Here is a 14,882-nt window from a genome sequence, read left to right as displayed (position 1 = left end):
GCAAGCAGTAAGACCCCTTAGAGAGTATGAGGTTAGATAGGCACAAGGTGTAAGCACGGTAACGTGTTCAGCTGATGTGTACTAATAGGTCGAGGGCTTATCCAACGAATAGTTGGTATAGGAACAAAGGGAAAATGGATTAAGATATTCAGTGTTCGGTTTTGAAGGTGCAAAACCTAAAATGGCCCGGTGGCTCAGCTGGTTAGAGCGCCGCCCTGTCACGGCGGAGGTCAGGGGTTCGAACCCCCTTCGGGTCGCTCAACTTCATATTTATTCATTTCGATGACCGGGGTCTTAGCTCAGCTGGGAGAGCATCTGCCTTACAAGCAGAGGGTCACAGGTTCGAGCCCTGTAGGCCCCACTTATACACATCATTACCATAGGTGTGTGTATAAGCCGATGTGGCTCAATTGGCAGAGCAGCTGATTTGTAATCAGCAGGTTAACGGTTCGAGTCCGCTCATCGGCTCTATGGATGGCTTCCCGAGTGGCCAAAGGGGACAGACTGTAAATCTGCTGCAAATTGCTTCGGTGGTTCGAATCCACCGCCATCCATTTTTTTATTGCAATAAGCAATAAATCATATAATTCGTACGCGGTACGGATTTATAATGACGCGGGGTGGAGCAGTCTGGAAGCTCGTCGGGCTCATAACCCGAAGGTCATAGGTTCAAATCCTGTCCCCGCTACTATGTGCCTAGATAGCTCAGTTGGTAGAGCAGAGGACTGAAAATCCTCGTGTCGTTGGTTCGATTCCGACTCTAGGCATCTTTTTTTTATTAATCCCGAGATGTTCGGGATTTTTTTTATTTATAGCATTTATGGTATGATTAAGGAACTGACTGTTAGTAAAACGGTTGTTTGAGGAGTAATTGGTTATGAGTAAGAGAATTATTAAGAGACTGATCGCATTGGGACTTACTGTAACAATGCTTACCGCCTGCGGAAGACAGGGACTGATAAATAATTCAGATGTCGATTATTCCATTAGTCAGGAGCAGGGAAAATATCCGGTAACCTGGGATCTTGAGTCTGTGTATGCAAGTGAAGAGGAATGGCAGGCGGACTATGATAAGGCCATGGCCATGCTTTCAGGCTATGATAAATTCAAGGGGAAGTTAAATAACGCCAAGACAATTAAGGAGTATTTTGATTTCGCATATTTTACAGAGCTTACAAGTATACAGAGAAAGCTGTGGATGTATGCTAATCTTGGAACAGGGCTTGATGCTACGGACGCAGTCTTTAAGAACATGCAGGCGAAGCTTGATCAGATGGACAGAATTGAACAGCAGAAATGCGGCTTTGCAGATACGGAGATTTTTGAGCTTTCCCTGGAAGAGAGAAAGGAAATATTCTCTGACCCCATTTTCAAAGGGAATGAGTATTGGCTAAGGCATTATGTGGATCCGGACTATGAGCCTCTTTCCGAGGATGAGAAGCTGGTGGCATCCACGCTTTCCATGGGAATGGGATATGCTGAGGATATATTTGATATTTTGGATAATGTAGAGCTTCCTTATCCGATGATCAAGATGCCTAACGGTTCCATAGAGGAACTGAACGAAGAATTGTACTATAAGATATTGGGAAGTTCCAAATACAGCGAAGAATTCAAGGTAGAGGCTATTAAGACTTATCTGACCAGATACAAAAACTTCGCAAATACATTTGCAGCCCTCCTTGAGGAGAATTGCTCCCAGGCCTATGCATCAGCGGTCCTTAATAATGAGGAAACAACGCTGGATGATGCTTTTTCCGATTATGATCTTGATACGGCTGTATTTGATATGCTGATCAATGCGGCGCACAAGGGTATTCCCGAGTATCAGAGGTACCTTGACCTTCATGCGGAGGGTCTTGGACTTACTGAGCAATACAGCTATAACATGTCACAGCCTGTATCATATTATTACAGGAGCAGGATAGGATATGACGAAGCCGTTGATGAGGTTATAGATTCATTATCAGTTCTGGGAGATGACTACATCGATCATTTTAAGGAGATTATTTCAAGCGGTCATGTGGACGTGTATCCTGCCGACAACAAGAATTCAGGAGCCTATGAGACCAAGCTTTCTTCAGAATATCTCCCTTGGGTTTTGTTCAACTATGCGGGATATGCCGATGATGTCAGCACTATTGCCCATGAGATGGGACATGCGGTCTATGACATGTATTCTTCGGAGTGTCAGCCTGCGGCTTATCAGAATCCTACAATATTCACTCAGGAGGTGGCTTCCACCACTAATGAGCTGCTGTATTACACCTATATGATGGATAATGCTGAGTCTGATGATGAGAAGCTTTTTTACCTTGAATGTGCGATCAACATGTTTGCCGGGACATTCTTCACTCAGATGATGTACTCAGAGTTTGAGGATTATATGTACAAGATCGTGGAGTCCGGCCAGGCCCTTGATGCAGAGGATCTTAGCGATAAGTGGGCGGAGCTTACGAAGGAGTACAGAGGCGACAGCGTTAAGTACTTTGAGGACTCCAAGTATCAGTGGGCCTCGATTCCGCATCTTTACTACGTATATTACGTATACCAGTATGCAGCTGATGTGGCTTATGCGGCATCAATTGCTGAGAGAATCTCCGGTGAAGAGGGGGCTTCCAAGGAATATGTGGAGTTTTTGAAAAAAGGAAATTCAGCATCCCCGGTAGAGCTTCTTGGAATGGCAGGCGTGGATCCTTTGTCGGAGGAGACCTATGACTATGCGCTTTCTTACTTCACTTCGCTTGTAGATGAGTACGAAAGACTGATCAAAAACAGGTAATAATTCTTTACCAAGAGTTTTTTCGTTTTTTATTGTTTATTAGTTAATGTATGGTATTATGTAAACAGCAAAAAAGCGGAATTTTGATGATTATTCGGAGTTGTTATGCATAGATTTGATAGAGAAGAGCGCGAGATCTTAAGGCGCGTACTGGATATAAGAGGGTACGATTCGAATGCTTTTGACCCTGAGATATTAAATGAGCTGGAAGCGGATGAGGAGTACAAGGAGCTGCTGATCAAGCATGCTGCCGATATTCTTTCCTCCGAGAAATTCTTAACGCTCAAGACTTTTATTCAGCATGGAAATGTTACGGTGTTTGAGCACTGTATCCATGTTGCTTTGTGTGCGATCAAGCTCAACAGAAAGCTTGGCATCAATGCCAAGGAGAGACAGATGGTAAGAGGAGCCCTCCTTCATGACTATTTCCTCTATGACTGGCATGACGGAGAGGCGCCGGGAAATATTCATCCCAAGCTCCATGGATTCTATCATCCGGGAATCGCTCTTAAGAATGCCACAAGAGATTTTTCTCTTTCAGAGAGGGAAAAAGAGATAATTCGCAAGCACATGTGGCCGTTAACTGTTAAGCCGCCGCGCTGCAGAGAGGCATGGGTTGTCTGCATGGCAGATAAATATGCTTCCACACTTGAGACACTTAAGCTTAAGAAGGGAAAGATAAGAGTTAATTATGCCTGAGTTATACAGGGAACTTATTAAACTCTCCGACAGTGATATGTATCCTTTTCACATGCCGGGACATAAAAGAAACCTTGAGAGCACCCCGATGAAGGGTGCTTTTCGATGTGATATTACAGAAATAGACGGCTACGACAATCTTCACGACGAAGAGGGAATAATCCTGGAGGCTGAGGAGAGGGCCAACAGGCTCTATGGCGCAGAAAAGACTTATTTTCTTGTGAACGGCAGTAGCTGCGGAGTTCTTAGTGCTGTATCCGCGGCAGTAACAGAAGGGGGCAGGATCCTTGCAGCAAGAGGGAGCCATAAATCTTTTTATCATGCTGCGTATTTAAGGCGGCTGGATATCAGCTATCTTCCTTATAAGCAGGACGTTAGGTACGGAATTCCTGATAGTTACACAGCGGAGGATGTGAGAAGAGCACTGGGGGAAAGCATGTCTGCCAGCACAGAGGCAAAATCTGACAGTAATCAAGGGGGCAATATTGATTTCGGTGACATATCATGTGGAAATGCAGGAATTAGAAAAAGTTCCGGAATCCAGGCTGTGTTTATAACATCCCCGACCTATGAAGGAAAATGCTCAGATGTCGCAGGAATCGCCAAGGTCTGCCACGAATATGGAATCCCTCTTATCGTGGATGCTGCTCACGGAGCGCATTTTGGGCTAAACAAGAACAAGGAAAGTGGGGAAAACGGTTACACAATCCCTGATAGCGCTGTGCATCAAGGGGCGGATATTGTGGTGCACAGTGTTCACAAGACGCTTCCTTCCATGACACAGACAGCGCTGATACATGTCCGGGGAGACCTTGTTGATAAGGAGCTGCTGAAACGCTTTTTGCGAGTATATCAGTCCTCAAGTCCTTCTTATGTACTTATGTCCTCAATCGATCTGTGCATGAAGGAAATTGAGGAAAATGGGGAGGAGTTCTTCTCAAGGCTCCTGTATTTTAGGGAAAAAATACAAAAAGCCTGCGAAAAATGCAGTATCTTAAAGGTTGTAGGCAGAAGTGACATAGAAGACCCCGCAAAAGTACTGATTTTTGTAAACAAACATGCCATGACAGGCAAGGAACTTTATGATATACTACGCGAGGAATATTCACTGCAACTTGAAATGTCAGGAAATTACTATGCTTTGGCCATTATCTCGGGGTGGGATAAGGAGGCAGGCATAGACAGGCTAATTGAGGCAATTAAGGATATTGATGCTCGATTAATCGCCAAGGAACCGGGGACCAATGTTTCCGGCAAAGAAGATTCCGGCGATAGTGGCAATGTTGACGGCAGGTGTACGACAGTCTCTTTGCCAAAAGTTGCAGAACCGCTGTATAAGGCCTGGGACGCAGTGAAGGAGAAGGTTGTTTTAGAGAAGGCATCCGGCAGGATTTCGGGAGATTTTGTTAATCTGTATCCACCCGGGATACCGCTTCTTGCGCCGGGAGAGATCGTTTCAGAAGAGATGATCCGTGAATTAAAGGGATACCTCAGCAGGGAGATGAACCTGCAGGGCGTGGAAGTATCTGATGACGGTAAGGCCACGTTGCAGGTATTAAGATACTAGTGCGAGCATAGAGACATGCTCATTACGGGTCTTAGCAAAAAACTGAGTATTGGGTGATTTATTTTTTTTCAGGAAGGATTAATATGCGTAAGACCAAGATTATTTGTACTATTGGACCTGCCAGCGAGAGCGAGGAGAAGCTCAGAGAGATCATGCTGGCAGGTATGAACGTAGCAAGATTTAACTTTTCACACGGCTCACATGAGGAGCACAAGAGAAAATACGACAGAATCAAGAAGCTTCGCGACGAGCTTGAGCTTCCTGTGGCAGTAATGCTTGATACCAAGGGACCTGAGATAAGACTTAAGGACTTTGAGAATCACAAGGAAGAGCTTGAGTCAGGTCAGAAGTTTACTCTTACTACAAGAGAGATCCTCGGAACAAAAACGGAAGTTTCCATCACTTACAAGCAGCTTCCAAGCGACGTTAAGAGCGGAAATACTATTCTTATCGATGATGGTCTTATCGAGCTTAGAGTCGATGAAGTAACAGGCGAGGATATCGTCTGCACAGTAGTTAACGGCGGACCTGTATCAGATAAGAAGGGCGTAAATGTTCCCGGTGCGGAGCTCACAATGCCTTATCTTTCAGAGCAGGATAAGAGCGATATTATTTTTGGCTGTGAGCAGGGATTTGACTTTGTAGCTGCTTCTTTCGTAAGAACCAGACAGGATGTTCTTGATATCAGAGAGATCCTTAAGGAAAAGAACAGCCAGATGAAGATCATTGCCAAGATCGAGAGCATGCAGGGTATCAACAACCTTAAGGACATCCTCAAAGAGGCAGACGGAATCATGGTTGCCAGAGGTGACATGGGTGTTGAGGTTCCTTTTGAGGACGTACCTGTTATCCAGAAGGAGATGATCAAGCTCGCTGAGTCTGAGGGTAAGTACGTTATCACTGCTACCCAGATGCTGGATTCCATGATCCATCATCCCCGTCCGACAAGAGCTGAGGTTACTGACGTTGCCAACGCTATTTACGACGGAACAACAGCAATCATGCTCTCAGGTGAGACTGCTTCAGGAGATTATCCTGTTGAGGCGGTTAAGACCATGGCAAGAATTGCTGAGCGTACAGAGGCTGACATCGACTACGTAGGAAGACTTCACAAGAGAGACTACGCACCTATCGATGCAACTACAGCTATTTCACACGCTACCTGCAATATTGCAGCTGAGCTCAATGCAGATGCTATTCTTACAGTAACGATGTCAGGCTTTACTGCCAGCATGGTTTCCAAATACAAGCCAAACTGCCAGATCATTGCCTGCACCATCAATCCTACTGTTTGCAGACAGGCCAACCTTATGTGGGGCGTAACACCTCTGCACATCAGACAGGAGGATACAGCTGACGAGCTCTTCAGAGAGGCTATCAACTCAGCCAAGAATGCAGGCTATCTTAAGGCCGGCGACAAGGTGGTTCTCACAGCAGGAGTGCCTCTTGGAATTCCGGGCAGAACAAATATGATCAGAGTGGAAGAACTCTGATATTGAATTGATGATGGAGATATGGGGGAAGATATTACCTTCATCATTTGGTTAAATTAATGGATATATAAAGGAATTTCGATTATGGGGAAGATATTTCTTTTAATGGGAAAAAGCACATCCGGCAAGGACACCATCTACAAGTCTTTGATCAAGGATGAGGAGCTGGCGCTTAAGATGGTGGTGCTCTACACAACCCGCCCGATGCGGGACGGAGAAACTGATGGGGTTCAGTATTTCTTCAAGAGTGAAGAGGATTACCAGTCTCTTAAGGCGGCAAAAAAGATCATCGAGGAGCGCACATATCACACCAATTATGGTCCATGGCGCTACTTTACTGCGGATGACGGGCAGATCGACCTTAAGACCGGCAACTATCTGGTTATCGGAACTTTGGAGTCATACTGTTATACAAGGGACTACTTCGGAAGTGAGAATGTGGTTCCGCTGCTTATTGATGTGGACGCCAGGACTCGTCTTGAGCGTGCCATGCACCGTGAGGCCAAGCAGGAACATCCCAAGTACGACGAGATGTGCAGACGCTTTTTGGCTGATGAAGAGGACTTCTCAGAGGAGAAGATCGCAGAGGCCGGCGTTACCAAACGTTTCTTCAATAATGCAGAGATCGAGAGCTGCATTCAGGAGATAACGGGGTATATCAAAAGTTTTTTATAAAATGAGCTGACAGAGCTGTGCGACGGAGTTTATCCGTAGCGCAGCTTTTTTGTTGGATGTTGCGGCGGACTATTCCATTTGAATGAAAAAATGGTACAATTGAAGAAGTGAGTATTCATGCGTGTTGGAGGGAGTGAACATGTCAAAATGTCCATATAGACTGTGTTATTTCACATGGTCACATGATCAGATGCTTCTCAGGCGAAGAAATGAAGATGATACCAATGATGATATTTTCTTTGAGGGGATTGATTATATTGAGATTCCGACAATGTTTGATGAGGTTGAGGTGGAGAAGCCTACAGCCTCTGATTTAGAGTATCTTAAGACAAGAACTGAAGTAGATAATAAGCAGGTTACTGTATTAAAGATAAATGGGAAAAGGTATTATGTGGTTTCTGTCTCTGTAAAAACTGAGCATAATTTTTTGGATGTGAATGAAGTATCATTTTTCGTAGGATTTGTGCCGGTTAATCCTGATGATAGTGAGGACATGGATCTCTTTTTTGACATGTTTATGGATGGATACGACTGCTTCAAACACTCAGAGGATTATATTCCGACAAAAGACAAAGAGGACAATATAAAGATTTGTGCTAAGTACGGATCTGTTTTTGCCAGGATGAAAGACAAAGAACACAGATTGAAGCTGGTCTCTTTGCTATCGGATCCGAGGGATGCATTTTACTTATCTATGGCTATGGAGAAGCTGTCTTCAGCGGGGATTCCGGAGATGGAGCCCCTGCTTCTCAGATATTTAAACAGCGATGATATAACTGATGCGGAGCTGGGAATCAAAGATGGTGCGGAGTACTATTTTTCCGGACGTTTTATCAGGAAGAATCTGAAATTATCGGCTATGGCGGGAATAAAGTATTATCCTTCTGCCAAAAACATTGAATTACTTAAGAAATATGAGAATGATGAGGATATTTTTATCCGGTATCGTGCAAGAAAATCTATTGCATATATGAGCATAAAAAAGTGATCGGGGGAGGTGGTAACACCTCTCTTTTTCTGACATTTCAGTCAAGATTCTGTATATTTCAGATGCTTCATATTGCATGGGAAAGTCATCATGATATGATGACAAAAAAGAAAAGAGTATCTGAATATTTCAGGAGGTTGAAGTATGGGAAGTTTTAAGAATCACAATAAAAGATTTTTTCTTAAAGGGGAGACCTATACTCAAGGCCTCGACAGAATAGAAAATTTAAACGACGGAACCGGCAATGTCCATGACAAATGGAAGGAGCAGATAATCTCTGACATTATCATCCTTGCCATTTTCATTGGGCTTGTGATCTTTATTGTCACAAGATAATTCTTGGCATATTTTTACATATCAGGTAAAACAAGAGGCCTTAACGACACTCACCCGTGAGTTTTATCAGAGCCTTCGGGGGGTATACTTAGGTTATCTAAATTTCCCGGAGGCTTTTTTTGTATGAATAAGATCGATTTAAAATATCCAATCCTTATGGTGCATGGAATGGGCTTCAGAGACCGCAAATATCTGAATTACTGGGGAAGAATCCCGGCAAAGCCTGAAGAAGCGGGCTGCATGATTTATTACGGCAATCAGGACAGTTCCGGCTCGGTGGAATCCAACGCGGCGCATCTTGCGGAGAGGGTAAAAGAGGTCCTTGAGGAGAGCGGCGCGGGATTTCTCATTGCGACGAAGTTGATATGCGAAGGATGCGTTTCACCAGGAAAAAAGGTGAAGGTGTGTCGGACATTACAGACTTTTATCTTGGCGTAGTAGAAGGCCTTGCCGGGATGGGATACTAAAAGGGAGATACAATATGTGCTTTTTCTTACATGGTGCATTAAACGGTGATGTATCAGAAGCAGAGTATGAAAGTGTGATAGGGAAATATGAATACAATCTGGCACGGGGAACCAGACATGATGTGAAGACCGCGGTAAAGGAGTCAACCGAGATTGTTAAGACGGAGTTCCGCATAACAGACGGGGGCTGCGATTGCGAGAGCGCTGTGGGCAGACATGATCCTAAGAATCAGGAGATAGTTGATCTCTCAAATATGATCTCTGAGCTTGCGGCTCTTTCAGGTGCGAAGCAGATAAACATTTGCAAAAACTGGATTGGAAAAAGGAACAAGAAGGAAGTGAATGTGAATATCAAAGATATAGAGATTCCGGTGTTTCTCGCGGATATGGAAGAAAATGTTCTATACTCTGTAAACATATGATTTTGTATGAGAAGAAAGGATTAATTGGGGAAATGTTTAGCATCGAGTCAGGCAGTTTTTCATTAGAATTAAAGCCCAAGGTTTTTGAAGAAGATCTGAAGTGTCCCACAAATACCATTTTAACCGTGAGATTGACCAGTGATGGCTATTCTGCTGATTCATCAATGGACGTTGGGGCCAGAGATGTAGCAGTATTCGCTGAAGGTTTGAAAGAAGTCTATGACAAATTAGAGGGAAACGTAAGATTAGAGGAGCCCTACGGTGAGCACAATTTCATTGAGTTTTTTGCAAAGACAGGTGGACATATCGTGGTAAAAGGGAAGCTGAGCAGTATGGGAAGAAACGGTCATACACAGGAATTAAGCTATGAGAGCGAGATAGATCAGACCGATTTGAAAGACTTTGTCCGCGATTTGTTTGCAGACTTTTCCAAATATAAGTTATAATAGAGATTGTGATACACAGAGCTGAGGGTTAATACCTCAGCTCTATTAAGTAGTAGAAATGATCTGGAAGTGATTGTTCCGGAGTATGCCAATTCCACTTTTGACAACGAGTACATGGACAAGGAGTCCTGCTACAACTACTACAACAAATTCCTGTGGCCCACCAGATTCTGTAAGTGCGTCACAATGGATGAAGCAAGAAAAATGCTATAAGTTCTAAGAATGAGAGGGGAAAATTATGAAGAAACGACTTATTTTGATGACCTGCGGCGTGGTTTTGGCGCTGACAGGCTGCGGACCGGAGAAAGAAAATGCCACGGGGCTGGAAAAAGAGCCTATTCCTGTTGCGGAGAGCGGGCAGCAGGCCGTACAAGGAGAGAACGCACCTGCAGAGCAGACAGAGCAGGCAGAAGGAAATGCTGCGGATACTGTGATTACACAGGAGCAGGCACTGGAAGCGGTAAAGAATTACTGCATCGCCAACAACCCGGATCTGGAGGGAATGCTGGGGTCTGAGGATTACACAACTTACTTTGAGGTTTCAAACAGCGAAGCAGGAGAGATTGTTGTGCTGTTCAGGTCCTACACCGGAGCTCAGATCCGCTACTATGTGGACCCGAATACAGGAGATACATATACAACAGAGCTGGTTCCCGGGATAATCGATGAGGAGCAGCGAACCGAAGAGTCTTTTAACATAAGAGACTATATGGATAAGGCGGAGGGCTCTGCGCCATGAGGCGGATTATTTTATGTCTTCGTCAAGACCCTCCCCGGTAGTACTTTTTTCCCGTTCTATTGTGGTATAATAACTAGAGGTAGCACGTTGATTTGGAGGGCGTTTTATGGATATTAAGATAAGCGGTATCACACCTACCAATCAGCCCCAGGCTCCGGAGCAAGTTCAGGAGGCCACAGGGGATTTTAAATTTGTGCTCACAAGTAAGCTTGAGGATACAGGCCTTGCGGAGCGTCTTAATCTGATGCTTCAGGATATTATCCAGCAGGGAGACCGCATTTCCAAGAAAAACGACATCAAGGATATGCAGAGGTATCGGATACTTATCAAGGACTTTTTGAATGAAGTGGTAACAAGGTCCCATGAGTTTTCCAGAGAGAACTTTCTGGACAGGAGAGGGCGTCACAGAGTCTACGGCATCATCAGGCAGGTGGACGATGAACTGGATGCTCTGGCCCGGGAACTTGTTAAGGATGAGAAGGACAATATAGCCATCCTGGCTAAAATAGGACAGATACAGGGGCTCCTATTGGATATCTTTACCTGATAGGCCCATAGCTTAGGGACTTCTTGGTGGAAGCCCCTAATAATCTGCCAACCTTTTCGAACAATACAGATTATGATAGCGTCCATTAAGGAGAAGAGGCGAAATGGCAGATTTTTCTGATATCATAGATCAACAGCAGATGAAGGAGCATATGCAGAATGCTCTTAAGACCGGCAAGGTATCCCATGCGTATATCATCTCAGGGGAGAATGAGGCGGGCAAAGAGTATATTGCAAGGATCTTTGCCAAGGCACTTCAGTGCCAGCACAGGAAGAATGAAGGCGATTATATCGAGGCCTGTAATGAGTGTCCCTCCTGCATCAAGGCACTTTCCGAGAACCATCCGGATATCATCACAATTACCCACGATAAGCCAAACAGCATAGGTGTTGATGACATCAGGGAGAAACTTCGTGATGACGTTGTCATACGCCCCTATGAGAGTGATTATAAGATCTACATTATTCCTGAAGGGGAAAAAATGACCGTAGCGGCCCAGAACGCTCTTTTGAAAACCCTGGAAGAGCCTCCGGCCTATATCGTAATGATAATTCTTACCAATAACATCAATGCATTCCTGCCCACTATCATAAGCAGATGCATAGTGCTTCCCATGAAACCCGCCAGGGACGAAGCCATTACAAAATTCCTGATGGAGACCTGTAAGATTGTGGATTACAAGGCCATGGTATGTGCCTCTTTTGCCAGGGGAAATGTGGGTAAGGCCATCAGTCTTGCCTCCAACGAGAGGTTTGAGAATCTCAAGAACGAGACCATAGAGCTGGTGGGGAAGCTTAAGAACCTTGAGATATATGACATCATGAACAGAGTCCACGCCATTCTGGAGCCGGAGGAGGAAGATTCCAAGACGGCCAAAAAGGGTATCGACCTGGTTGCGCTTGAGGACTTCATGGATGTGCTCCTGTTCCTGTTTCGTGACATGCTGGTTTATAAGGCTACAGGAGAGGATGTTCACTTGATTTTCACCGACAAGGTATCGTATATTAGTAGTGTTACGAAAACTACCACCTACGAGGGGATAGATCGTATTATTAAGAACATGGAAACTGCGAAGAATCGCATTAGTTCCAATGTTAACATAGATTTAGCTCTGGAGCTGATGCTTCTGGGCATTAAGGAGTGTTTATGACAAGAGTTATCGGCGTAAGATTCAGATCCGCCGGAAAGATATATTTCTTTTCACCGGGTAAGTATGAGATCAAAAAGGGTGACCACGTTATTGTAGAGACCGCAAGAGGTGTTGAGTACGGAACAGTAGTGGGCGAGCCCAGAGACATTGAGGACGAACAGGTTATCAAGCCCCTTAAGACAGTCCTCAGAACAGCCAGCACCAAGGACGATGAGCAGGAGAGAAGCAACAGAGAGAAGGAGAAGGAAGCCTTCAGAATCTGTCTCGAGAAGATCAAGAAGCACAATCTTGATATGAAGCTCATTGATGCTGAGTATACCTTTGATAACAACAAGATTCTCTTTTATTTCACTGCCGACGGCAGAATAGATTTCAGAGAGCTGGTAAAAGATCTGGCTTCTGTATTCAAGACCAGAATCGAGCTTCGCCAGATCGGTGTAAGGGATGAGACCAAGATAATCGGTGGCTACGGCATCTGCGGCAGACCACTGTGCTGCCATTCATATCTTTCAGACTTCGTGCCAGTATCAATCAAGATGGCCAAGGAGCAGAGCCTTTCCCTTAATCCCACCAAGATCTCCGGAGTATGCGGAAGACTTATGTGCTGCCTCAAGAACGAAGAGGATGTATACGAGGAGCTTAACCGCAAGATGCCCGGAATCGGCGATTTCTGCAAGGCTAAGGACGGACTTGAGGGCGAGGTATCAAGTGTTAATATCCTTCGTCAGACCCTGAAGATCCTTGTTGAAGTGGACGATGAGAAGGAAGTTCACGAGTACAAGCTCGAGGACATCGAATTCTTCAAGAAGAAGCAGAAGAAAAAGAACAATGGTAAGAAGAGTGCCCAGGAAGCCGAGGAGATGAAGGAACTTGAGGCCCTGGAGAAGATTGAGAAACAGGAAGGAAAGTCAAAGCTTGGCGACAATTGAGCTAAAGAGCACAGAGCGACTGGACGATCTTCAGAGAAACGGATATAAGATCATACAGGATCCTGAGAGATTCTGTTTTGGAATGGATGCGGTTTTGCTGTCAGGCTTTGCCTCAGCTCCCGAGGACGGGAGAGTACTGGACCTTGGCACCGGAACCGGCATTATTCCCATACTTATGGCGGCCAAGACGCCCGCCAGTGAACTGATCGGTCTTGAGATTCAGGAAGAAAGCGCTGACATGGCCAGAAGAAGCGTTCTTCTTAACGACCTTCAGGACAAAGTGAAAATAGTTAACGGCGATATCAAGGAGGCAGGACATTTATTTGATGCTGCCTCTTTTGACGTTGTAACAAGCAATCCTCCCTACATGATAGGAGGACACGGGCTGCAAAATCCCGATGCGCCCAAGGCCATCGCAAGACATGAGATACTGTGTGATCTGGAGGATGTCATTTCGGCAGCAGCCAGATGTCTTAAAAGCGGAGGTAAGTTCTATATGGTCCACAGGCCCTTCAGACTGGCAGAGATCATGGTGCTGATGCATGAGTACAAGGTGGAACCCAAGAGGATGCAGCTTGTTTATCCTTTTGTGGACAAAGAGCCCAGCATGGTGCTGATCGAGGGAGCACGAGGCGGAAAGAGCCGCATTACAGTGGAAAAGCCGCTTATCATCTATGAAGAGCCGGGGAAATATACTCCCGAGATCTATGACATTTATGGCTATTAATACAGATTTATCATGTTATCGTTGTTAATTATTTTGTGCTTTTATAGAAAGAGAAAATATGCAGGGTAAATTATATCTTTGTGCAACTCCAATCGGAAATCTGGACGACATGACCTTCAGAGTTCTTGAGACTTTGAAGGAAGTTGATCTGATCGCTGCGGAGGACACAAGAAACAGCATAAAGCTTCTGAATCACTTTGATATTCATACTGAGATGACCAGTTATCATGAGTATAACAAGTATGACAAGGCACAGTGGCTTATTCAGAAGATGCAGGAAGGCACCAATGTCGCCCTCATCACTGATGCGGGAACTCCTGCCATATCTGATCCCGGTGAAGTTCTGGTGGCAGAGTGCCACAAGGCAGGAATAACCGTAACTTCCCTTCCGGGACCTGCGGCATGTATCACTGCGCTGACACTTTCGGGACTTAGCACAAGGAGATTCTGCTTCGAAGGTTTTTTACCATCCCAGGAGGATAAGAAGGTAAGGAAGAGAATCCTGGAGGATCTTAAGGATGAGAGCAGGACGATAATTGTCTATGAGGCGCCCCATCATCTGAAGGCGGTGCTGAGAGACCTCTATGAGGCTCTTGGTGACAGGCGAATTACCATATGCAGGGAGCTGACCAAGAAATTTGAGGAGGCTAATCCGACAACTATCGCCGCAGCCATAGCTTTTTACGAACAAAATGAACCAAGAGGCGAGTATGTCCTTGTAATTGAGGGGAAGAGCCTGGAGGAGCAGGACGCGGAAAAGCAGCTCTCCTGGCAGGAGATGAGTATAGAGGAGCACATGAAGATCTATGAAGATCAGGGGATATCTCATAAGGATGCCATGAAGAAGGTGGCAGCAGACAGAGGAGTCGGCAAAAGGGAGATCTATCAGGCACTTCTTGAGAGTGAGAAGTAAAG

Annotated in this window: 17 protein-coding genes, 6 tRNA genes and 1 rRNA gene; all 24 read left to right on the top strand. The window is 45.0% G+C overall.

Annotation, left to right across the window (positions count from 1 at the left end; all coding sequences use genetic code 11):
* Nucleotides 1-105 (top strand): 23S ribosomal RNA (locus NXH67_RS02810); the annotation flags it as partial.
* 78 nt (nucleotides 106-183) lie between these two features.
* A tRNA-Asp gene (locus NXH67_RS02805) sits at nucleotides 184-257 on the top strand.
* A gap of 31 nt (nucleotides 258-288) precedes the next feature.
* Nucleotides 289-361, top strand: a tRNA-Val gene (locus NXH67_RS02800).
* A 34-nt stretch (nucleotides 362-395) separates the two neighbouring features.
* Nucleotides 396-468: transfer RNA gene (locus NXH67_RS02795), tRNA-Thr, on the top strand.
* A gap of 4 nt (nucleotides 469-472) precedes the next feature.
* Nucleotides 473-554 (top strand) — tRNA-Tyr (locus NXH67_RS02790).
* Nucleotides 555-614: 60 nt separating this feature from the next.
* Nucleotides 615-688: transfer RNA gene (locus NXH67_RS02785), tRNA-Met, on the top strand.
* 6 nt (nucleotides 689-694) lie between these two features.
* Nucleotides 695-767: transfer RNA gene (locus tag NXH67_RS02780), tRNA-Phe, on the top strand.
* Between the two features lie 110 nt (nucleotides 768-877).
* Nucleotides 878-2,782: a M3 family metallopeptidase gene (locus NXH67_RS02775; RefSeq protein ID WP_272796295.1), complete on the top strand. Its 1,905-nt coding sequence runs from the start codon at nucleotides 878-880 to the stop codon at nucleotides 2,780-2,782.
* A gap of 105 nt (nucleotides 2,783-2,887) precedes the next feature.
* Nucleotides 2,888-3,481: an HD domain-containing protein gene (locus tag NXH67_RS02770; RefSeq protein WP_022778024.1), complete on the top strand. Its 594-nt coding sequence runs from the start codon at nucleotides 2,888-2,890 to the stop codon at nucleotides 3,479-3,481.
* The gene (locus NXH67_RS02765) at nucleotides 3,474-5,048 is read left to right on the top strand and encodes an aminotransferase class I/II-fold pyridoxal phosphate-dependent enzyme (protein WP_272796294.1); all 1,575 of its coding nucleotides are present in this window, start codon (nucleotides 3,474-3,476) and stop codon (nucleotides 5,046-5,048) included. Before NXH67_RS02770 ends, NXH67_RS02765 begins: the two co-directional genes overlap by 8 nt.
* An 83-nt stretch (nucleotides 5,049-5,131) precedes the next feature.
* Nucleotides 5,132-6,541, top strand: coding sequence for a pyruvate kinase (gene pyk, locus NXH67_RS02760; protein WP_022778022.1), 1,410 nt, complete (start codon nucleotides 5,132-5,134; stop codon nucleotides 6,539-6,541).
* Nucleotides 6,542-6,625: 84 nt separating this feature from the next.
* Nucleotides 6,626-7,216: a guanylate kinase gene (locus NXH67_RS02755; RefSeq protein ID WP_272796293.1), complete on the top strand. Its 591-nt coding sequence runs from the start codon at nucleotides 6,626-6,628 to the stop codon at nucleotides 7,214-7,216.
* Nucleotides 7,217-7,355: 139 nt separating this feature from the next.
* Entirely contained in the window at nucleotides 7,356-8,204 is an 849-nt protein-coding gene (locus tag NXH67_RS02750) for a hypothetical protein (protein WP_272796292.1), read from the top strand.
* A 144-nt stretch (nucleotides 8,205-8,348) separates the two neighbouring features.
* The gene (locus NXH67_RS02745) at nucleotides 8,349-8,540 is read left to right on the top strand and encodes a hypothetical protein (RefSeq protein ID WP_272796291.1); all 192 of its coding nucleotides are present in this window, start codon (nucleotides 8,349-8,351) and stop codon (nucleotides 8,538-8,540) included.
* A gap of 123 nt (nucleotides 8,541-8,663) precedes the next feature.
* Nucleotides 8,664-8,978, top strand: a complete 315-nt coding sequence (locus tag NXH67_RS02740) for an esterase/lipase family protein (RefSeq protein ID WP_272796290.1) — start codon at nucleotides 8,664-8,666, stop codon at nucleotides 8,976-8,978.
* Between the two features lie 43 nt (nucleotides 8,979-9,021).
* The gene (locus NXH67_RS02735; protein ID WP_272796289.1) at nucleotides 9,022-9,429 is read left to right on the top strand and encodes a hypothetical protein; all 408 of its coding nucleotides are present in this window, start codon (nucleotides 9,022-9,024) and stop codon (nucleotides 9,427-9,429) included.
* Complete coding sequence (locus NXH67_RS02730; protein WP_272796288.1) at nucleotides 9,426-9,875, top strand: WapI family immunity protein; 450 nt, start codon at nucleotides 9,426-9,428, stop codon at nucleotides 9,873-9,875. Before NXH67_RS02735 ends, NXH67_RS02730 begins: the two co-directional genes overlap by 4 nt.
* Nucleotides 9,876-9,944: 69 nt before the next feature.
* Nucleotides 9,945-10,088, top strand: a complete 144-nt coding sequence (locus NXH67_RS02725; protein WP_272796287.1) for a hypothetical protein — start codon at nucleotides 9,945-9,947, stop codon at nucleotides 10,086-10,088.
* Nucleotides 10,089-10,113: 25 nt separating this feature from the next.
* Nucleotides 10,114-10,614, top strand: a complete 501-nt coding sequence (locus tag NXH67_RS02720) for a hypothetical protein (protein WP_272796286.1) — start codon at nucleotides 10,114-10,116, stop codon at nucleotides 10,612-10,614.
* A 106-nt stretch (nucleotides 10,615-10,720) separates the two neighbouring features.
* Nucleotides 10,721-11,161, top strand: a complete 441-nt coding sequence (locus NXH67_RS02715; RefSeq protein ID WP_022778019.1) for a YaaR family protein — start codon at nucleotides 10,721-10,723, stop codon at nucleotides 11,159-11,161.
* A gap of 103 nt (nucleotides 11,162-11,264) precedes the next feature.
* Nucleotides 11,265-12,311, top strand: coding sequence for a DNA polymerase III subunit (locus NXH67_RS02710; protein WP_272796284.1), 1,047 nt, complete (start codon nucleotides 11,265-11,267; stop codon nucleotides 12,309-12,311).
* Entirely contained in the window at nucleotides 12,308-13,240 is a 933-nt protein-coding gene (locus NXH67_RS02705) for a PSP1 domain-containing protein (RefSeq protein WP_272796283.1), read from the top strand. The genes NXH67_RS02710 and NXH67_RS02705 overlap by 4 nt, the downstream gene beginning before the upstream one ends.
* A gap of 82 nt (nucleotides 13,241-13,322) precedes the next feature.
* Nucleotides 13,323-13,967: a tRNA1(Val) (adenine(37)-N6)-methyltransferase gene (locus NXH67_RS02700; RefSeq protein ID WP_242830345.1), complete on the top strand. Its 645-nt coding sequence runs from the start codon at nucleotides 13,323-13,325 to the stop codon at nucleotides 13,965-13,967.
* A 58-nt stretch (nucleotides 13,968-14,025) separates the two neighbouring features.
* Complete coding sequence (rsmI, locus tag NXH67_RS02695; protein WP_022778015.1) at nucleotides 14,026-14,880, top strand: 16S rRNA (cytidine(1402)-2'-O)-methyltransferase; 855 nt, start codon at nucleotides 14,026-14,028, stop codon at nucleotides 14,878-14,880.
* Nucleotides 14,881-14,882 lie beyond the last annotated feature (2 nt).

The organism is Butyrivibrio sp. DSM 10294 (assembly GCF_028539135.1).
Classification (GTDB): Bacteria; Bacillota; Clostridia; order Lachnospirales; family Lachnospiraceae; genus Butyrivibrio.
This window is presented reverse-complemented; position numbering and strand designations above follow the sequence as displayed.